Raw genomic sequence first — 18,164 nt, 5'->3', positions numbered from 1 at the left:
TATGCCTCTTAGGCTGTCGTTGTTTGATTGTCGATTCGGAGCCTGTTCCGCCCCCTGCCCTGCATTTTCTCGTCAATGCGCGGGAAACACACGCACCGCGCGCGGCACGGCCGTGGCACCGTCACCGACCTGCAGCGACAGCGCACGCCATGCGTCGCGATCGAGCTCCGCCTCGAGCGCACCGCCCGCGCGCGCCTCGAGCTCCACGCGCACCGACCCGCCGAGCGGGATCACGCGGCGCACGTCCACCGCGATGCCGTCGCGATGCCCTTCGCCCGCCGGCCACAGCTGCAGATCGTGCGGCCGCACATAGGCATTCGCGGGGCCCGCGAAATCGGCGTCGACCGCGATCGGCGCAGCCGCGCCCTCGGCAACGAAGCCACGCCCGGCCACCGTGCCCGGCAGCCGGTTGGCCGCGCCGAGAAACTCGTACACGAACGCGCTCTGCGGATGATCGTAGACGTCCTGCGGGCTGCCGACCTGCTCGACGTGGCCGCGGTTCAGCACGACGATGCGATCCGCGACTTCCAGCGCCTCCTCCTGGTCGTGCGTGACGAAGATCGTCGAGATGTGCAGGTCGTCGTGCAGCCGGCGCAACCAGCCGCGCAGCTCCTTGCGCACCTTTGCGTCGAGCGCGCCGAACGGCTCGTCGAGCAGCAGCACCTTCGGCTCGACCGCGAGCGCGCGGGCCAGCGCGATGCGCTGGCGCTGGCCGCCCGACAGCTCGGACGGATAGCGCTGCGCGAGCCAGTCGAGCTGCACGAGCTTCAGCAATTCGTGCACCTTGTCGCGAATCACGGCTTCCGACGGCCGCTCGCGGCGCGGCTTCACGCGCAGCCCGAACGCGACGTTCTCGAATACGGTCATGTGACGGAACAGCGCGTAGTGCTGGAACACGAAGCCGACCTGGCGGTCGCGCGCGCCGACCGACGCGACGTCGAGCCCTTGCAACACGACCTGGCCGGCGTCCGCGTGCTCGAGGCCCGCGATCACGCGCAGCAGCGTGGTCTTGCCGCAGCCGGACGGCCCGAGCAGCGCGACCAGCTCTCCCGGCGGAAAATCGAGCGACACGTTGTCGAGCGCGGTGAAATCGCCGAAGCGCTTCTGAAGGTTACGGACGGTGATACCCATTCTGGTTGCCTCTTTACGATTTCGACGAAACGGCGGCGACGGGGCCGGCATGTGCGGGAACGGCGTCGCGCGCGCCGGCCAGTTCGGCGGCGAGGTGACGCTCGGCGATCAGCTTCAGCGCGAGCGTGACGAGCGCGAGCAGCGCCAGCACCGACGCCACCGCGAATGCGGCCGCGAAGTTGTATTCGTTGTACAGGATCTCGACGTGCAGCGGCATCGTGTCGGTCTGGCCGCGGATATGGCCCGACACGACCGACACCGCGCCGAATTCACCCATCGCGCGCGCATTGCACAGGATCACGCCGTACAGCAGGCCCCACTTCACGTTCGGCAGCGTCACGCGGCGGAAGATCTGCCAGCCCGACGCGCCGAGCACGCGCGCGGCTTCTTCCTCGTCGGTGCCTTGCGCCTGCATCAGCGGAATCAGTTCGCGCGCGACGAACGGGAACGTGACGAAGATCGTCGCGAGCACGATGCCCGGCACCGCAAAGATGATCTGCACGTCGTGATCCTGCAGCCACGGCCCGAGCCAGCCCTGCGCGCCGAACAGCAGCACGTACACGAGGCCCGAGATCACCGGCGACACCGAGAACGGCAGGTCGATCAGCGTCGTCAGCAGCGCCTTGCCGCGGAATTCGAACTTCGCGATCGCCCACGACGCGCACACGCCGAACACGAGATTCAGCGGCACCGCGATCACGGCGACGGTCAGCGTCAGCTTGATCGCCGACCACGCATCGGGATCGGCCAGCGATTCGAGATAGAAGCCGACGCCCTTGCGCAGCGCCTCGACGAACACCGCGGCGAGCGGCACGACGAGGAAGAACGCGAGGAACGCCAGCGCGATGCCGGTGAGCAGCCAGCGCACGATGCGCGACTCGCTGACGGGGTCGAGCCGTTTCGCGGCCCGCGCGGCCGGCGACGGGGTTTTCAGCACGACGGTGGCCTCCTGGCTCATTGCTGGCCTCCTGCCGCGACGGCGGTGACGGTGGCGGGCGCGGGGCCGCTGGCGCCCTTGCTCGTGCGGCGCTGCAGATACCACTGCAGCGTATTGATCAGCAGCAGCATCAGGAACGACACGACCAGCATCACGACCGCCAGCGCGGTCGCGCCCGCGTAGTCGTACTGCTCGAGCTTCGTGATGATCAGCAGCGACGTGATCTCGGATTTCATCGGCACGTTGCCGGCAATGAAGATCACCGAGCCGTATTCGCCGAGCGCACGCGCGAACGCGAGCGCGAAACCGGTGAGGAGCGCCGGCAGCACGGCCGGCAGCACGACGCGGCGGAACGTCAGCCAGCGCGACGCGCCGAGGCACGCGGCCGCTTCTTCCTGCTCGCGCTCGAAATCCTCGAGCACCGGCTGCACGGTACGCACGACGAACGGCAGCCCGATGAAGGTCAGCGCGACCAGCACGCCGGCCGGCGTGAACGCGATCTTGATGCCGAGCGGCGCGAGATACTGGCCGACCCAGCCATTGGTCGCGTAGACGGCCGCGAGCGAAATGCCGGCGACCGACGTCGGCAGCGCGAACGGCAGGTCGACGATCGCATCGACGAGGCGCTTGAACGGGAACGTGTAGCGCACGAGCACCCACGCGACGAGGAAGCCGAACACGGCGTTGATCAGCGCGCCGCCAAGTGCGGACGTGAACGTCAGCCGGTACGACGCGAGCACGCGCGGCGACGTGACGGCGGTGACGAACTGGTCCCACGACAGCGTCGCGGTCTTCAGGAACGTGGCGGCGAGCGGGATCAGCACCACGAGGCTCAAATAGGCCACCGTGATGCCGAGCGTCACGCCGAAACCGGGCAGCGCGCTCGGCTTGCGAAAGGTGTACGTCGTCATCGGATGCTCTTGCTGGGTCGATGCTGCTCATGGGTCCGACGCAAACGCCGGCGCAGTGAATCGCGCCGGCGGGCAATCGGGGATGCGGCGCGCTGTCGTGGCGCGCCGCTGTCGTTATGGCGTTACTGCGGCTTGTAGATCGAGTCGAACACGCCGCCGTCCGCGAAATGCGTCTTCTGCGCATTCGTCCAGCCGCCGAACGTGTCGTCGACCGTGTACAGCTTCAGCTTCGGGAACTGCTTCGTCAGTTCCGCCGGCACGTTCTTCGAACGCGGCCGGTAGTAGTTGCGCGCCGCGATTTCCTGGCCCTGCGGGCTGTACAGGAAGTTCAGGTACGCGTCGGCCAGCTTGCGCGTGCCCTTCTTGTCGACCACCTTGTCGACCACCGCGACGGGCGGCTCGGCCAGGATGCTCACCGACGGCACGACGATCTCGAACTTGTCGGTACCGAATTCCTTCACCGACAGGAATGCCTCGTTCTCCCATGCGATCAGCACGTCGCCGATCCCGCGCTGCACGAAGCTCGTCGTCGCGCCTCGCGCGCCCGAATCGAGCACGCCTGCGTTCTTGTAGAGCTTCGTGACGAATTCCTTGGCCGTCTGCTCGTTGCCGCCCGGCTTGTGCACCGCGTACGCCCATGCGGCCAGGTAGTTCCAGCGCGCGCCGCCCGACGTCTTCGGGTTCGGCGTGACGATCGAGATGCCCGGCTTGGTCAGGTCGTCCCAGTCCTTGATCCCCTTCGGGTTGCCCTTGCGCACCAGGAACACGATCGTCGACGTGTACGGCGACGCGTTGTCGGGCAGGCGCTTCTGCCAGTCCTTGTTGACGAGCCCCTTGTTCGCGAGCGCGTCGATGTCGTACGCGAGCGCCAGCGTGACGACGTCGGCCTGCAGGCCGTCGAGCACCGAACGCGCCTGCGCGCCCGACCCGCCGTGCGACTGCTTGAAGTTCACGGTCTCGCCCGTCTTCGCCTTCCACTCCTTGCCAAACGCCTGGTTGAAGTCCTGATACAGCTCGCGCGTCGGGTCGTACGACACGTTCAGGAACGTCGTATCGGCCTGGGCATGCGTCGCGACGCCCAGCGCCGCCGCCGCGCCCAGCGCGAGTGTTGCGATCAGGCGGCCCACTCCGCCCACCAGCCCCGTATTGCGCTTCGCCATCCTTGGTTCTCCAGTGTTGTCGGTGTTGCGATGTCGGGCCAGTCTAACGAACGGGTTACATGATTAAAAATAATCGTTCTTCATTTTTTAATACTCAAAAGTGCTAACGCAGACGGGATGGACGGTTGCGGCAGATAAACCGCCGTCCGGACGTCGCGAAATCACGCCGGAACCGGCGTGATCGCGTCGAACCTCACGTAACACTTGAAATTCGCGAAGTACTGTATAAAAATACAGCTCACTGTCTATCCATACAGTTGAGCCATGACCAAACTCACCGCCCGTCAGCAGCAAGTGTTCGACTTGATCCGTCGCGCGATCGAGCGCTCCGGATTCCCGCCCACCCGCGCCGAGATCGCGGCCGAACTGGGTTTCAGCTCGCCGAATGCGGCCGAGGAGCACCTGCGCGCGCTGGCGCGCAAAGGCGTGATCGAGCTGGCGGCCGGCGCGTCGCGCGGCATCCGCCTGCTCGGCATCGAAGATGCCCCGCACCAGTTCACGTTGCCGCACGCCGGCCTGATGCAGTTGTCGCTGCCGCTCGTCGGCCGCGTCGCAGCCGGTAGCCCGATCCTCGCGCAGGAGCACATCTCGCAGCACTACGCATGCGATCCCGCGTTGTTCACGAGCAAGCCCGACTACCTGCTGAAGGTGCGCGGCCTGTCGATGCGCGACGCCGGCATCCTCGATGGCGATCTCCTCGCCGTGCAGAAGCGCACGGAAGCGAAGGATGGCCAGATCATCGTCGCGCGTCTCGGTGACGACGTCACGGTCAAGCGCCTGATGCGCCGGCCGGGCGGTCTCGAGCTGATCGCGGAGAACCCGGATTACGAAAACATCTTCGTCAAGGCCGGCAGCGCCGAATTCGCGCTGGAAGGCATCGCCGTCGGGCTGATCCGCTCGGGCGAACTCTGACATTCCGTCTCGCTGAGGAGAACATCATGGAACGCCTTGCCCGTCTGCTGCCTTTCCGTCAATTCGGCCGCCTGCGTCATCTGCGCGGCCGCACGCCCTGCGCACCGCTGTCCGCGGCCGCGCCCGTGCAAGAAGAAGTCGCAGTCGAACGGCAGGCGTCCCTGCTGCCGTCAGCGCTCCCCGCGTTCGCCCGGGTATCGCTGAACGCCGGCCTGAATCACGCGGAACCCGCGCGTCGCGCACCGGTGCGCGTCTATCACGGCCGGTCGCGCCTGATCATGGTCGGCACGATCGATGCCGTGTGCCGGATGATCGATCGCTGCATCGCGGAGGAACGATCGGCTACGCCGGGCGGTCTCTGATTGCGGAACATCCCCGCACCGGAGGCAACGTGACTGGATCGCCGAGCCGCGCATGGCGACTCAAGCCCCTGCTGATCGTCGCGCTGATCGTCGTCGTCATTGCGGCGATCGGCTATGCGTACGCGTCGCCGTACGTCGCGCTCGGTCGCCTGAAATCGGCGATCGATGCGCGAGATGCGCAGGCGATCAGCGAGTATGTCGATTTTCCGTCGCTACGCATCAGCCTCAAACAGCAGGTCACGGAAGAGTTGATGCGCCGGATCGACGCTGTGAAGAAGAACAACCCGTTTGCGGTGATCGGCGCGCTGATCGGGTCCGCGTTGATCGGCCCGCTGGTCGATGCGTACGCGACCCCGGAGGGCGTGGCCGCGCTGATGAGCGGATTGCCGCCGCGCGGCAATCCGGGCGAGCGCCCGCCTGATTTGTCGAATCTGCCGCAAGGCAATACACCGGGCGGCGCACCAGCCGCAACGCCGGCCAATCCGGCGCCGGCAAGTGCCGCCGCTGCGAGCAGTAACGCATCCGCTGCGACCGCGTCGTCAGCGGTGCCCGCGCCTGCCACGCCGGCGAGCCCGAGCGAGGCGACGCATCCGCAGCAAACCAGCGCGGGCTACCGGAATATCGATGAATTCGTCGTGACGTATCAGCGCAGCGCCGACGGCACGCGCTATGCGGCGGTATTCCACCGCTTCGGGCTGTTTTCGTGGAAATTGTCCGCGATCGACCTGCACGCATAACAGGCCGCGCTCGACGCCCGCACCGCTGAAGCGGTGTGGCGCCTGACCAGCACGCATTGCCGACCAGGCAACCATCGCGTCTTTAGATCATTTGCCGTTCGCCGTGGCCGCTTCACGCTCGCGCGCGATTTCGGCTTTCTGCTCTTCCGCCGACGAGCACGCCACCAGAATGCTGCAGTTCACGCGGTCGAGCAGTTGCGTATTGCCCGAGCCCATCCACCATCGCGACAGTCCGCTGCGGCACCGGTGGCCGACAACGACGAGGTCGACCTTCAGTTCCGACGCAAGATTCGCGATTTCGTCGATCGGATAACCGAACGCGAAATGGCCTTCGGCCTGCACGCCACGCTCGCGCAGCCAGTTCACCCCTTCCTCGAGGATTTCGCGCGCGGTTTCCTCGAAGCGGCCGCATGCGACATCGGTCAGCAAACCTGCACTTTGCGCAATGCTCGAACGCATGTCGACGACCGACAGCAAGTGCGTTTCGGCCTTCAGGTCCATTGCGAGATTAGCGCCGCAGCGCAGTGCCTTGCGCCCTTCGAGCGTGCCGTCGTAACACAGCAAAATCTTGTTGTAGCTAGCCATGAAACCTCCCTATCGCGACAACGAGCCTACGCATTCATCATGGTGCGCCGCAATTCAGGACGCAAGGGATGGAAAACGCTGATTCGCCCCGCGCGGCGCGTGCGCGATGATGCAGTGCACGATCGGTGCGCGCATGCATCGCACCGTGCAGGCATGCCCTGAAGAGACGCAGCCGATGCACTAGAATGGCTCGTCCGTACTCCAGCGGGTCATATCGCGCCGGCGTCGTTCGCTTCGGTCATGCCCATGTGACACGCATTCGTCCGATCCGTTCGCCAACCGGCCAGCCGGCGGGCAGCGGAACGCACCCGCTCACAACGACAACATGCCCATGTCCGTCGCACCGATCGATTTCCGCAACGTCGAAAAGCGCTATGGCGACAAGCTCGTCGTCAACGGTCTGTCCTTCAACGTCCAGGCCGGCGAATGCTACGGCCTGCTCGGACCGAACGGCGCCGGCAAGACCACCACCCTGAAAATGCTGCTCGGCCTCACGCACCCCGATGCCGGCACCATCTCCCTATGCGGCGAACCGGTTCCATCGCGCGCGCGGCATGCACGCCAGCGCGTCGGCGTCGTCCCGCAGTTCGACAATCTCGATCCCGACTTCACCGTGCGCGAGAACCTGCTCGTGTTCAGCCGCTACTTCGGGATGTCGGCGCAGGCCGCACGCGCACTCGTGCAGCCGCTGCTCGAATTCGCGAAGCTCGAAAACAAGGCCGATGCGAAGGTCGGCGAGTTGTCGGGCGGCATGAAACGCCGCCTCACGCTCGCCCGCGCGCTCGTCAACGATCCCGACGTGCTGGTGCTGGACGAGCCGACGACGGGCCTCGATCCGCAGGCGCGGCATCTGATGTGGGAGCGGCTGCGTTCGCTGCTCGCGCGCGGCAAGACGATCCTGATCACCACGCACTTCATGGAAGAAGCCGAACGCCTGTGCGATCGCCTGTGCGTGATCGAGGAAGGCCGCAAGATCGCCGAAGGTGCGCCGCACGCGCTGATCGAATCGGAGATCGGCTGCGACGTGATCGAGATCTACGGGCCCGATCCGGCCACGCTGCGCGACGAGTTGTCGGCATTCGCGAAGCACACCGAGATCAGCGGCGAGACGCTGTTCTGCTATGTGACGGACCCCGAACCGCTCAGCGCGCGACTCAAGGGTCGTACTGGGTTGCGCTATCTGCATCGCCCGGCCAATCTGGAGGATGTGTTCCTGCGGCTCACGGGCCGCGAAATGCAGGACTGATCGATCATGGACGTGCGCAACTATTCCGCCGCCACACCGTCCGCGCCGCCGCGCGCGTCACGCTTCGCGATCGCGATGCCCGCGAACGCAATCAACTGGATCGCCGTCTGGCGGCGCAACTATCTCGTCTGGCGCAAGCTCGCGCTTGCGTCGATGTTCGGCAATCTTGCCGATCCGATGATCTATCTGTTCGGGCTGGGCTTCGGGCTCGGGCTGATGCTCGGCCAGGTCGACGGCGTGTCGTATATCGCGTTCCTCGCGGCCGGCACGGTCGGGTCGAGCGTGATGATGTCCGCGAGCTTCGAGTCGATGTATTCGGGTTTCTCGCGGATGCACGTGCAGCGCACATGGGAAGCGATCATGCATACGCCGCTCGCGCTCGGCGACATCGTGCTCGGCGAGATCGTCTGGGGTGCCAGCAAGGCGATGCTGTCGGGGGTCGCGATCATGCTGGTCGCGGGTGCGCTCGGCTATGCGCAGTTTCCGTCGATGCTCGTGGCGCTGCCCGTGATCGCGCTCGCGGGCCTCGCGTTTGCCAGCATCGCGATGATCGTCACGGCGCTTGCGCCGTCCTACGATTTCTTCATGTTTTATCAGACGCTCGTGCTGACGCCGATGCTGCTGTTGTCGGGCGTGTTCTTCCCGATCACGCAGCTGCCGCCGGTCGCGCAGCACGCGGCGCAAGCGCTGCCGCTCGCGAACGCGGTCGAGCTGATCCGGCCCGCGATGCTCGGCCGGCCGGCGACCGACATCGCGCTGCACGTCGCGGTGCTCGCCGGCTACGCGGTCGGCGGATTCCTGCTGTCCGCGTGGCTGTTCCGGCGGCGGATGATGCGCTGACGGCCGGCGCACCGGGCGCCGGCTCCTGCGACGACGTTACTCGTCGTCGTCGCTCCACGGGATCTCGACGTCGGTCAGGAACGCGACGGTCGCGAGCGGGCCGCCTTCCTGGCGACCGAGCTTGCCGTCCGCGCGATGCCATTCGACGCGGAACTGCGTACCCGGATCGTCGGCCACCAGATAGACCGAGCGCAGCTCTTCCTTTTCGGCCTCGTCCACCGGGCCGTCGAACGACACCAGCATCTTCTGCGGCCACAGGCCGTTGACGGGATCGTAAATGCGGTCGCCCTGCGGGATTTCGATGCTGGCATCGACACCGATCGTTGCGGAGGCCTCGATGATCATCGTGCCGAGTGCGTTCAGCACGGCAGTCGCCCGCGCGGAATTGGCCTGGCGGATCGCGAGATCGCCGCGCGTCAGCGCCTTTTCGAGTCGAGGATGAATCTTCGGTTGGGTCATGCGTTTTCCTGTTTGCTACTTGTAAAGGGCGCCGCACGCGTAAAGCGGTGGCGCCGGATGAATATGGATACGGCTATCGAACCGGGCCGGCGCGCGTCAGAACCCGAACGCTATCGCGAGCAGGCCGCTCACGATCCCGAACACGACGACGAGCGTCGCAACGATCGCCAGCATGTAAGGCTTGAACGAACGCGCGAGCATCGCGAGCGACGGCACGCTGATCGGCGGCAGCGTCATCAGCAGCGCGGCGGCCGGGCCAACGCCCATGCCGAGCGACAGCATCGCCTGGATGATCGGCACCTCGCCGGCCGTCGGAATCACGAACAGCATGCCCGCGACCGCGAATGCGACGATCCAGCCGAGATGATTGCCGATGTCCGGACCGATATGCGGGAACAGCCATGCACGCGCCGCGCCGAGCAGCAGCACCAGCACGATGTATTCGGGCACGAGCCGCACGGCCATGCGCGCGAGCAGCTTCACCCAGCGGACGAACGGATTGCCGGCCGCGGCCTGCTCGGCCGCCAGCGCGGCGAGCTGCGCGTCGTCGATGCGGCGGTCTTCAGGACGCGCAATGCGGTTCAGCAGATAGCCGATCCCGAACACCATCGCGATGCCGAGCACGAGGCGCAACGCACTCCAGTGCCAGCCGAGCACGAAGCCCATGAACACCAGCGCGGCCGGATTCAGCACCGTGTTGCCGAGCCAAAACGCGACCGCACCGCCCGGCGACGCATGGCGCGCACGCAGGCCCGCGACGACCGGCGCCGCGCAGCACGTGCACATCATTCCGGGCAGCGACAGCAGGCCGCCCGCGGCGACGCTGCCGAACCCGGTACGGCCGAGCGCACGCGCGACCCAGTGTGCGGGCAACAGCGCCTGCACGGCCGAGCCGAGCAGCAGGCCGAGCACCATCGCCTGCCAGATCGCCTTGCCGTACGCCCATGCGTAATCGAGCGCAGCCTTCAGCGACGGCTCGGGGGCGGTCGCCGACGTGCCCATCAGGATCGACTGGCCGATCGAATGGTGCTCGGCGGCGACGAACGCCTTGTTGTAGTACGGAAACCATTTCACATAGAACAGTCCCGCGACCGCGATCAACAGGAAGGTCATCCAGCCGAGGGCCGGACTGGGTTGGGTGCGTGTGGTCGTCATCGTGTGGTCGTCGATTGGTCTGTGTCGGTTGCGGATTTCGCGCCTGCGGCAAGCGCGGCCGATGCGGGCAATCCGGTTTGCGCGAGTTCGGCCAGCAGTGCGCGCGCCTGGTCGCGCACGTCGGCCGCGTTGGGCCGGAACGTGAACGTCAGCGCCCGGTTCGGCTTGTTATAGGCCGTGCGATAGGTCCGCGCGTAGGCGGGATCGTAATGCTTGTCGATCAGCTCGGAGAACAGTTCGGCGCGCGCGTTCGCATCGATCAGCGCCTTCCAGTGTGTCACCTGTTCGCGGCTATGCAGGCCGATCAGCCGATGGAGCTGCGCCTTGAACGCGTCCGGTTCGTCGAACAGGTGCGCGTAATCATCGAGAAGAAACGCGATCCGCTCGTCGTGCGCCGCGTCGACATGCACCCACGGCCCCGCGTGAAACGCTTCGATCAGCGCGATCGGCAACTGCACGAGCCCGATCCTGCGGCTTTCCGATTCGACGAACACCGGCCATTCAGGGTCGAAACGTCCAAGCGTTTCGACGAGCCCGGAATCGAACCCCTTCTGCGCCGGCTGCGGCTTGCCCGGCAGCGCACCGAGCAGCGAGCCGCGATGGCATGCGAGCGCCTCGAGATCGAGCGTCTGCGCACCCACGTCGTGCAGCGCGTTCAGCAGGCGCGTCTTGCCGCAGCCCGTATGGCCGACCAGCGCGACGTAGCGAAAGCGCGTCGGCAGCGAATCGAGCGTCGCGCACACCGACTGGCGGTACGCCTTGTAGCCGCCGTCGAGCTGGCGCGCCTTCCAGCCGATCAGGTTGAACCAGGTCGTCATCGAGCCCGAGCGTTTGCCGCCGCGCCAGCAGTAGATCAGCGGCCGCCAGTTGCGTGGCCGGTCGGCGAACGTCGTGTCGAGGTGGCGGGCGATGTTGCGCGCGACGATCGCCGCGCCGACGCGCGTCGCCTCGTACGGCGACACCTGGCGGTACATCGTGCCGACGAGCACGCGCTCTTCGTTGCTGAGCACGGGCGCGTTCAGCGCGCCGGGAATATGGTCCTCGGCGAACTCGAGCGGCGTGCGCACGTCGATGATCTCGTCGAACTCGCCGGCGCGATCGAGGGTGACAATCAGGTTCTTCAATTTGGCGTCGAACAGGGGCGATGCGGCTCGATGAGCCGCATGGACACGGAAGGCGGATTGACAATTATCTCACGGGCGGGCGTCTCGGGCCGCGCACGGCAGTCGGCGGCACCGATGCGACCTGCATCGCGTCGATCAGGTGATCGCGGAACGCGCGTACCGACGCGGGCAGATCGCGCCCCGCCATCGTCTGCACCTGGATGCTGCGCTCGCGCAGTTGCGGGTTCGTCACGGGCACGACGACGAAGCCGTCCGCATCGAAACGGTCGCGCACCGACAGCAGCCCCGTGAACATCACCGCGCCCGTGCGCCGTGCGTAGCCGTACATCGCCGCGGTGTTGTTGCTCGTCAGTTCGGGCTCGAGCAGCAGCCCGTCGAGTGCGCATGCAATGTCGATCAGCTGGCGCACCGTCGTGCCGGCCTCGGGCAGCACATGCGCGTGCCGTGCGACATCGGCGAGCGAAACCGCGTCGCACGCCGCGAGCGGATGATCGTGCCGCACCAGCGCGAAGACCGGCGCACGCTCGGTGTGCTCGACGCGCACCCCCTTCTCCGGCGCGAGACTGAAGGTCAACGCGATGTCCGCATCGCCGTCGCGCACGCGCCGCGTCGCTTCCGCCGGCGACACCACCCACACGGTGAAATCGACGCCCGGATGGCGCGCCTTGAAGCGCGCGAGCGCCCCGGGCAGAAAATCGATCGCGAACCCTTCGGAGCAGGCGATTTTCAGCAGGCTGCCGTGCAGCGCGTCGAGCCCGCCGATGTCCTTCATCACGTGCTCGGCTTCCAGCAGGCTGCGCTGCGCGAACGCCAGCAGCCGCTCGCCGGCCTCCGACAGCGCCATGCCGCGCGGCCGGCGCTCGAACAGCGGCGCACCGAGTTCGCTTTCCAGCTTCGCGATCTGCCGGCTGATCGCCGACACGGCCACGTGCAGCCGCGCGGACGCGTCGCTGATCGAGCCGGTGCGCGCCACTTCGACGAAATACCGCAACGCCAGACCATGCAGGAAAGCCGCCATCGTTCTGTCCCCGGGCCACATCTGGCCGCTCTGCTTTGCCTTTTCGGCAAAGAAAGGTTCGAAATTCGATCATTGTGACAAAAAAAACGGCTTTCTAGAATCGATCGCACTTCACGTTGCGTGCGCGATCCGCGCGCGGAGCGCCCCCCGTCAGAGGAGACACGACTTGAGCCGTACCGCCGCCATCCAGCACGCGCTGAACCAGTTCGAATCCGGTGCGTTCTTCACGACCCTGAGCCGCCGCGTCGGCCTGCGCACCGAAAGCCAGGACAGCGGCAACGAAGCCGCGCTGCGCGCCTATCTGACCGACGAGATCGCGCCCGAGGCGGCCCGCCTCGGCTTCACGTCGCGAATCGTCGACAATCCCGTCGACGGCGGCGGCCCGTTCCTGCTCGCGTCGCGCCATGAAGACGACGCACTGCCGACCGTGCTGATCTACGGCCACGGCGACGTCGTGCGCGGCTACGATGCGCAGTGGCGCGCACCGCTGTCGCCGTGGACGCTGACGGCCGACGGCGACCGCTGGTACGGCCGCGGCAGCGCCGACAACAAGGGCCAGCACACGATCAACCTGGCCGCGCTCGCCAGCGTGCTCGACGCGCGCGCCGGCCGGCTCGGCTTCAACGCGAAGCTGCTGATCGAGATGGGCGAGGAAACCGGGTCGCCGGGCCTGGACGCACTGTGCCGCCAGGAACGCGACGCGCTCGCGGCCGACGTGCTGATCGCGTCCGACGGCCCACGCATCGCCGCCGCACGCCCGACCGTGTTCCTCGGCTCGCGCGGGTCGGTCAATTTCAAGCTGAGCCTGCGCGCCCGCGACGGCGCGCATCACTCCGGCAACTGGGGCGGACTGCTGCGCAATCCGGCGATCGTGCTCGCGCATGCGCTTGCGAGCCTCGTCGATGCGCGCGGCGCCATTCGCGTCGAGGGGCTGCGCCCGCCGCCGATCCCGGCCGCCGTGCGCGACGCGCTCGCCGATCTTGTCGTCGGCGGCGGTCCCGGCGATCCGGCGCTCGACGCCGATTGGGGAGAGCCCGGCCTGTCCGCGGCCGAGCGCGTGTTCGGCTGGAACACGTTCGAAATCCTCGCGTTCAAGGCCGGCAATCCCGAGCACCCCGTCAATGCGATCCCGCCCGTCGCGTATGCGCACTGCCAGTTGCGCTTCGTTGTCGGCACCGACTGGGAAGCGCTGCCCGCACACCTGCGCGCGCACCTCGATGCGCACGGTTTCGCCGACATCGAGATCGACGTCGAACGCGGCGCCCCGGCAACGCGCGTGCCGCCGGACGATCCGTGGGTCCGCTGGGCCGTTGCGTCGCTGGCGCGCACCACCGGCAAGAAGCCCGCGATCCTGCCGAATCTCGGCGGCACGCTGCCGAACGAGGTGTTCGCCGACACGCTCGGGTTGCCGACGCTGTGGGTGCCGCACTCGTACCCGGCGTGCTCGCAGCACGCGCCCGACGAGCACCTGCTCGCGAGCGTCGTCAGCGAGGGGCTGCAGATGATGGCCGGCCTCTTCTGGGATCTCGGCGACGACGCGCCGCCCGTTCGCCGCGCGGCACCCGCCGCGGCCGGCGCCGCCCTGTAACGCGCTTCGCCCCTTTTACGGGACCTGCACATACGATGAACACGACCACCCTGACCTCGCAGGACGCCGCGCGTCCCAGCGCCGCGAAGATCCGGCGCCTCATCTTCGCGGCGTCGATCGGCAATGCGCTCGAATGGTTCGACCTGATCGTCTACGGCTTCTTCGCGGTGACGATCGCCAAGCTGTTCTTCCCCGCGACGAGCGAAGCGACGTCGCTGATGCTGACGCTCGGCACGTTCGGGCTGTCCTACCTGATCCGGCCGATCGCCGGCTTCGTGCTCGGCGCGTACGCGGACCGCGCGGGCCGCAAGGCATCGCTGCTGCTGTCGATCGCGATGATGATGGTCGGCACGCTGCTGATCGCGCTGATGCCAACCTACGCATCGATCGGCATTCTCGCGCCGCTCGGGATCATGCTGTCACGGCTGATGCAGGGCTTTTCCGCCGGCGGCGAATTCGCGAGCTCGACTGCGTTCCTCGTCGAACACGCACCGCAGCGGCGCGGCTTCATGTCGAGCTGGCAGTTCGCGAGCCAGGGCCTCGCGACGCTGCTCGCATCGGGCTTCGGCGCGCTGCTGACGGCCACGCTGACACCCGCGCAACTCGAAAGCTGGGGCTGGCGCGTGCCGTTCCTGTTCGGTCTCGCGATCGGTCCGGTCGGGCTGTATATCCGCCGCTACGTCGACGAAGGCGTCGAGTTCAAGACGCAGGCGCGCTCCGAAGCACCGGTGCGCGAGCTGTTCGCGGAACAGAAGGTGCGGGTGCTGCTGTCGATCGGCGCGCTCGTGATCTCGACCGCGATCAACTACATGATCCTGTACATGCCGACTTACGCGATCAAGCAGCTCGGACTGCCTGCGTCGACGGGCTTCGCCGCGACGCTTGCGACCGGCTTCGTGCTGACGCTCGTCACGCCGATCGTCGGCCACCTGTCCGACAGCACCGGACGCATCCGCATGATGGCGGTCGCGGCACTGCTGATGCTCGTCACCGTGTGGCCGACGTTCGCGTGGCTGACACGCCACGCGTCGTTCGCGACGATGCTCGCCGCACTGGTCTGGATCGGCGTGCTGAAGGCGATGTACTGCGGTGCGCTGCCGGCGCTGATGGCCGAGCTGTTCCCGTCGCAGACGCGCGCAACGGGGCTCGCGGTCAGCTACAACACGGGCGTCACGCTGTTCGGCGGCTTTGCGCCGTTCGTCATCACCTGGCTGATCAGCACGACCGGCAACCGGCTGTCGCCGGCGCTCTATCTGATGGGGTGTGCGGTGCTGAGCCTCGTCGCGCTGCTGGTCGCGCGCACGCGGCTCAAGATGCGATAACACCTGAAGCGACGGCGCAGCGATGCGCCGCCGGTGCGGCCCGTCGCGGCATCGCTGCCGCGCGGGCCGTGCGCCGCTTACGGCGCCGGGTTCGGCTGACGTTCGTGCAGCACGTCGATCTCCGCGAGGATCTCGTCGGACAGCTTCACGTCGATGCTGCCGATGTTCTCCTTCAACTGCTCGAGCGACGTTGCGCCGATCAGGTTGCTGCGCACGAACGGCCGGCTGTTGACGAACGCGAGCGCGAGTTGCGCAGGCGACAGCCCGTGACGCTGCGCGAGTGCGACGTAACGCGACGTCGCGTCCACGGCCTGCGGCTTGCTGTAGCGCTGGAAACGCTCGAACAGCGTGATGCGCGCACCGGCCGGACGCGCACCGTTTTCGTACTTGCCGGACAGCCAGCCGAACGCGAGCGGCGAATACGCGAGCAGGCCGACGCCGTCACGATGCGTGAACTCCGACAATCCATTCTCGAACGTACGGTTCAGCAGGCTGTACGGATTCTGGATGCTCGCGATGCGCGGCAGCCCGAGCGTCTCGGCCGCGCGCAGGAACTGCGCGACGCCCCACGGCGTTTCGTTCGACACGCCGATCGCGCGTACCTTGCCGGCCTTCACGAATTCCGCGAGCACGCCGAGCGTTTCCTCGATCGGCACCGTGTACGCGTCGTCGACCCACGGATAGGCGGGACGGCCGAACGTGGTCGTGCTGCGATCGGGCCAATGCAGCTGGTAGAGGTCGACGTAGTCGGTCTGCAGGCGCTTGAGGCTGCCGTCGAGCGCTTCGGTCAGGTTCTTGCGGTCGAACTGGTTGCCTTCGCCGCGAATATGACGCGGATTGTGCGGCTGCCGCGCCGGCCCGGCGATCTTCGTCGCGAGCACGATGCGGTCGCGCTGTGCACGATGCTGCGCGAGCCAGGTCCCGATGTATTGCTCGGTGCGCCCCTGCGTGTCGGGTTTCGGCGGCACCGGATACATCTCCGCGGCATCGATCAGCGTCACGCCCTGCGCAATCGCGTAGTCGATCTGCTCGTGCGCGTCGCGCTCCGAATTCTGCTCGCCCCACGTCATCGTACCGAGACCGATCAGACTGACCTCGATGCCCGAATCGCCGAGTGTGCGGTATTCCATGCTGTTCCTGTCGCGTCGGTGGAAAGCAGAGACGCTATCACATTGAAGCGGTCGCTTCAGACAGGCGCCGCGAACGCTTACAGGCGGCCTTCGCCCCCGCCCCGGACGGCCACGCTCCAGCCCACGCGGCGACGTTGCCGCCGTTACTGCGGCCGCTGGATGAAGCAGGTCGCCGATGCGTGCGCGACGATCTTGTCGTCCGGCGTCTTCAACGTGCCCTCCGCGACGCCCAGCGAACGCGACAGGTGAATCACGCGCCCTTCCGCGACCAGGTCGACGTCGCGCGGCACGGGCCGCAGCATCTTCACGTGCAGATCGACGGTGCCATAGCCGATGCCTGCGTCGAGCATCGAATGCACCGCGCACCCCGTGACTGAATCGAGCACCGTCGCGGCGAACCCGCCGTGCACGCCACCCAGCGGATTCAAGTGCCTGCCGTCCGCCCGTGCCGAAAACTTCACATAACCGAGCTCGACGTCGAGCGGACGCATCGGAATCGTCTCGGAAATCGACGCCAGCGGCGCATCGCCCGACACGGCGGCGCGCAGCAGATCGAGGCCAGACAGGGAAAGCGGATTCATCGGGTTGTCTCCGGGTTGAAAGCGCGTCGCCGCGTGAGTAAGTTCTAAATTGGAACTCATTATTGTCAACGATACCGGTGGTTGTCAACGCGGATTGGCCGGTTGCGACCGAAGGCGGGTTCTATAATCGAACCCGCTATTTCGCTGAACCGCCGCAAGACCGCCGCAACAGGCAAGAGACTCGACGATGAAATGGGATGACATCGGCACGCTGAACTGTTCGGTCGCGCGCACGCTCGCCGTGCTCGGCGACCGCTGGACCATGCTGATCCTCCGCAACGCATTCCTCGGCTGCCGCCGCTTCGATGCGTTCCAGACCCAGCTCGGCCTGACGCGTCACGTGCTGGCCGAACGGCTCGCACGGCTCGTCGAAGAAGGCGTGCTGGTCAAGCGTGCCTATCAGGACCGCCCGCCTCGCTTCGAATACCGGCTGACGGAAAAAGGCCTCGACCTCTACCCGGCCCTGCTCGCGCTGATGGCGTGGGGCGACCGCTGGAAGGACGACGGCCAGGGGCCGCCGGTGCAATTGCGCCATCGGACTTGCGGCCAGCTGATGCACGCCGTCACCGTATGCTCGGCCTGCGGCGAACCGCTCGACGCCCGCGACGTGCAACCCGAGCCGGGCCCCGGGTGGGTCGCCACCGGCGAAACCGGGGCACCCGCAGCCACGGATTGATGTGCAACATGCGGATGATCGGCCGACGCCTCCGAATCGCCTGTTGCGCGCGCTTCGACTGCGGACCGTTTCGAGTCGAGTCCGCCCGACTGCGCGCGTACTGATCGCACGCCGATGCCCTGCAACGGCAAACGCAATCGCACCGCCTTCACCTTCGCCTACATGCTCCGTTGATCGCCCCGATCGCACCCGCGGACCGCACAACGCAACTTTGCGTCACCCCCGCCACTGCGGCCAATCCTCGCGCGAGCAATCGCTTCGCATCCGCGCGTGACCGGGCCACTGCGTGT

Annotated in this window: 19 protein-coding genes; 8 read left to right on the top strand and 11 right to left on the bottom strand. The window is 66.9% G+C overall.

Going from position 1 to position 18,164, the window contains the following annotated elements; translation table 11 throughout:
• Nucleotides 1-72: 72 nt before the first annotated feature.
• The 4 genes from BLA15945_RS03180 to BLA15945_RS03165 all read right to left on the bottom strand — a co-directional run bounded on the left by BLA15945_RS03180 (nt 73) and on the right by BLA15945_RS03165 (nt 4,139).
• The gene (locus tag BLA15945_RS03180) at nt 73-1,131 is read right to left on the bottom strand and encodes a sulfate/molybdate ABC transporter ATP-binding protein (RefSeq protein WP_059234385.1); all 1,059 of its coding nucleotides are present in this window, start codon (nt 1,129-1,131) and stop codon (nt 73-75) included.
• Between the two features lie 13 nt (nt 1,132-1,144).
• Nucleotides 1,145-2,089, bottom strand: coding sequence for a sulfate ABC transporter permease subunit CysW (gene cysW, locus BLA15945_RS03175; protein ID WP_059234387.1), 945 nt, complete (start codon nt 2,087-2,089; stop codon nt 1,145-1,147).
• The gene (gene cysT / locus BLA15945_RS03170; protein ID WP_059234389.1) at nt 2,086-2,979 is read right to left on the bottom strand and encodes a sulfate ABC transporter permease subunit CysT; all 894 of its coding nucleotides are present in this window, start codon (nt 2,977-2,979) and stop codon (nt 2,086-2,088) included. Before cysT ends, cysW begins: the two co-directional genes overlap by 4 nt.
• Before the next feature lie 122 nt (nt 2,980-3,101).
• Nucleotides 3,102-4,139, bottom strand: a complete 1,038-nt coding sequence (locus tag BLA15945_RS03165; RefSeq protein ID WP_059234392.1) for a sulfate ABC transporter substrate-binding protein — start codon at nt 4,137-4,139, stop codon at nt 3,102-3,104.
• A 264-nt stretch (nt 4,140-4,403) separates the two neighbouring features.
• Here BLA15945_RS03165 and lexA point away from each other — a divergent pair, with 264 nt between their 5' ends.
• From lexA to BLA15945_RS03150, 3 genes are read left to right on the top strand one after another with little or no spacing between them, the layout of a single operon-like run.
• Complete coding sequence (gene lexA, locus BLA15945_RS03160; protein WP_006759459.1) at nt 4,404-5,051, top strand: transcriptional repressor LexA; 648 nt, start codon at nt 4,404-4,406, stop codon at nt 5,049-5,051.
• A gap of 26 nt (nt 5,052-5,077) precedes the next feature.
• On the top strand, nt 5,078-5,413 hold the full coding sequence (locus tag BLA15945_RS03155) for a hypothetical protein (protein ID WP_006476078.1): 336 nt from the start codon (nt 5,078-5,080) through the stop codon (nt 5,411-5,413).
• A 29-nt stretch (nt 5,414-5,442) separates the two neighbouring features.
• Nucleotides 5,443-6,150, top strand: a complete 708-nt coding sequence (locus BLA15945_RS03150; protein ID WP_059234394.1) for a DUF2939 domain-containing protein — start codon at nt 5,443-5,445, stop codon at nt 6,148-6,150.
• A gap of 87 nt (nt 6,151-6,237) precedes the next feature.
• Here the strand turns inward: BLA15945_RS03150 and BLA15945_RS03145 are convergent, their stop codons facing one another.
• A complete protein-coding gene (locus BLA15945_RS03145; RefSeq protein ID WP_059234395.1) occupies nt 6,238-6,735 on the bottom strand; it encodes a universal stress protein in 498 nt (165 codons plus the stop codon).
• A gap of 331 nt (nt 6,736-7,066) precedes the next feature.
• On the opposite strand from BLA15945_RS03145, the gene nodI reads away from it, so the two are divergent.
• Nucleotides 7,067-7,981 (top strand): nodulation factor ABC transporter ATP-binding protein NodI, encoded by a 915-nt coding sequence (gene nodI / locus BLA15945_RS03140; RefSeq protein ID WP_059234397.1) that lies wholly within the window; start codon nt 7,067-7,069, stop codon nt 7,979-7,981.
• Between the two features lie 6 nt (nt 7,982-7,987).
• A complete protein-coding gene (locus BLA15945_RS03135; RefSeq protein ID WP_174991453.1) occupies nt 7,988-8,821 on the top strand; it encodes an ABC transporter permease in 834 nt (277 codons plus the stop codon).
• 36 nt (nt 8,822-8,857) lie between these two features.
• Here the strand turns inward: BLA15945_RS03135 and BLA15945_RS03130 are convergent, their stop codons facing one another.
• From BLA15945_RS03130 to BLA15945_RS03115, 4 genes are all read right to left on the bottom strand, one after another.
• Nucleotides 8,858-9,280: a hypothetical protein gene (locus tag BLA15945_RS03130; protein ID WP_059234401.1), complete on the bottom strand. Its 423-nt coding sequence runs from the start codon at nt 9,278-9,280 to the stop codon at nt 8,858-8,860.
• 96 nt (nt 9,281-9,376) lie between these two features.
• Nucleotides 9,377-10,435, bottom strand: a complete 1,059-nt coding sequence (locus BLA15945_RS03125; protein WP_059234403.1) for a permease — start codon at nt 10,433-10,435, stop codon at nt 9,377-9,379.
• On the bottom strand, nt 10,432-11,559 hold the full coding sequence (gene mnmH / locus BLA15945_RS03120; RefSeq protein WP_059234405.1) for a tRNA 2-selenouridine(34) synthase MnmH: 1,128 nt from the start codon (nt 11,557-11,559) through the stop codon (nt 10,432-10,434). Before mnmH ends, BLA15945_RS03125 begins: the two co-directional genes overlap by 4 nt.
• Before the next feature lie 64 nt (nt 11,560-11,623).
• The gene (locus tag BLA15945_RS03115) at nt 11,624-12,577 is read right to left on the bottom strand and encodes a LysR family transcriptional regulator (protein ID WP_174991452.1); all 954 of its coding nucleotides are present in this window, start codon (nt 12,575-12,577) and stop codon (nt 11,624-11,626) included.
• Between the two features lie 166 nt (nt 12,578-12,743).
• On the opposite strand from BLA15945_RS03115, the gene BLA15945_RS03110 reads away from it, so the two are divergent.
• Together BLA15945_RS03110 and BLA15945_RS03105 are read left to right on the top strand one after the other, a co-directional pair.
• Nucleotides 12,744-14,165, top strand: coding sequence for a M20 family metallopeptidase (locus BLA15945_RS03110; protein ID WP_174991451.1), 1,422 nt, complete (start codon nt 12,744-12,746; stop codon nt 14,163-14,165).
• 35 nt (nt 14,166-14,200) lie between these two features.
• Nucleotides 14,201-15,487, top strand: coding sequence for an MFS transporter (locus BLA15945_RS03105; RefSeq protein WP_174991450.1), 1,287 nt, complete (start codon nt 14,201-14,203; stop codon nt 15,485-15,487).
• A 77-nt stretch (nt 15,488-15,564) separates the two neighbouring features.
• Here the strand turns inward: BLA15945_RS03105 and BLA15945_RS03100 are convergent, their stop codons facing one another.
• The gene (locus BLA15945_RS03100; RefSeq protein WP_059234412.1) at nt 15,565-16,617 is read right to left on the bottom strand and encodes an NADP(H)-dependent aldo-keto reductase; all 1,053 of its coding nucleotides are present in this window, start codon (nt 16,615-16,617) and stop codon (nt 15,565-15,567) included.
• Between the two features lie 143 nt (nt 16,618-16,760).
• Complete coding sequence (locus BLA15945_RS03095; RefSeq protein WP_059234414.1) at nt 16,761-17,198, bottom strand: PaaI family thioesterase; 438 nt, start codon at nt 17,196-17,198, stop codon at nt 16,761-16,763.
• Nucleotides 17,199-17,385: 187 nt separating this feature from the next.
• On the opposite strand from BLA15945_RS03095, the gene BLA15945_RS03090 reads away from it, so the two are divergent.
• Nucleotides 17,386-17,874 (top strand): winged helix-turn-helix transcriptional regulator, encoded by a 489-nt coding sequence (locus tag BLA15945_RS03090; protein WP_174991449.1) that lies wholly within the window; start codon nt 17,386-17,388, stop codon nt 17,872-17,874.
• The last annotated feature ends 290 nt before the right edge of the window (nt 17,875-18,164 follow it).

This window comes from Burkholderia arboris, from assembly GCF_902499125.1.
GTDB lineage: Bacteria > Pseudomonadota > Gammaproteobacteria > Burkholderiales > Burkholderiaceae > Burkholderia > Burkholderia arboris.
The sequence above is the reverse complement of the archived record's forward strand: the minus strand, read 5'-3'. Positions and strand labels throughout refer to the sequence as shown.

What these genes read in the sequence shown, in the direction of transcription:
- BLA15945_RS03180 (WP_059234385.1), bottom strand. Translation starts at nt 1,131, where the DNA reads ATGGGTATCACCGTCCGTAACCTTCAGAAGCGCTTCGGCGATTTCACC.
- cysW (WP_059234387.1), bottom strand. Translation starts at nt 2,089, where the DNA reads ATGAGCCAGGAGGCCACCGTCGTGCTGAAAACCCCGTCGCCGGCCGCG.
- cysT (WP_059234389.1), bottom strand. Translation starts at nt 2,979, where the DNA reads ATGACGACGTACACCTTTCGCAAGCCGAGCGCGCTGCCCGGTTTCGGC.
- BLA15945_RS03165 (WP_059234392.1), bottom strand. Translation starts at nt 4,139, where the DNA reads ATGGCGAAGCGCAATACGGGGCTGGTGGGCGGAGTGGGCCGCCTGATC.
- lexA (WP_006759459.1), top strand. Translation starts at nt 4,404, where the DNA reads ATGACCAAACTCACCGCCCGTCAGCAGCAAGTGTTCGACTTGATCCGT.
- BLA15945_RS03155 (WP_006476078.1), top strand. Translation starts at nt 5,078, where the DNA reads ATGGAACGCCTTGCCCGTCTGCTGCCTTTCCGTCAATTCGGCCGCCTG.
- BLA15945_RS03145 (WP_059234395.1), bottom strand. Translation starts at nt 6,735, where the DNA reads ATGGCTAGCTACAACAAGATTTTGCTGTGTTACGACGGCACGCTCGAA.
- nodI (WP_059234397.1), top strand. Translation starts at nt 7,067, where the DNA reads ATGTCCGTCGCACCGATCGATTTCCGCAACGTCGAAAAGCGCTATGGC.
- BLA15945_RS03135 (WP_174991453.1), top strand. Translation starts at nt 7,988, where the DNA reads ATGGACGTGCGCAACTATTCCGCCGCCACACCGTCCGCGCCGCCGCGC.
- BLA15945_RS03130 (WP_059234401.1), bottom strand. Translation starts at nt 9,280, where the DNA reads ATGACCCAACCGAAGATTCATCCTCGACTCGAAAAGGCGCTGACGCGC.
- BLA15945_RS03125 (WP_059234403.1), bottom strand. Translation starts at nt 10,435, where the DNA reads ATGACGACCACACGCACCCAACCCAGTCCGGCCCTCGGCTGGATGACC.
- BLA15945_RS03115 (WP_174991452.1), bottom strand. Translation starts at nt 12,577, where the DNA reads ATGGCGGCTTTCCTGCATGGTCTGGCGTTGCGGTATTTCGTCGAAGTG.
- BLA15945_RS03105 (WP_174991450.1), top strand. Translation starts at nt 14,201, where the DNA reads ATGAACACGACCACCCTGACCTCGCAGGACGCCGCGCGTCCCAGCGCC.
- BLA15945_RS03100 (WP_059234412.1), bottom strand. Translation starts at nt 16,617, where the DNA reads ATGGAATACCGCACACTCGGCGATTCGGGCATCGAGGTCAGTCTGATC.
- BLA15945_RS03095 (WP_059234414.1), bottom strand. Translation starts at nt 17,198, where the DNA reads ATGAATCCGCTTTCCCTGTCTGGCCTCGATCTGCTGCGCGCCGCCGTG.
- BLA15945_RS03090 (WP_174991449.1), top strand. Translation starts at nt 17,386, where the DNA reads ATGAAATGGGATGACATCGGCACGCTGAACTGTTCGGTCGCGCGCACG.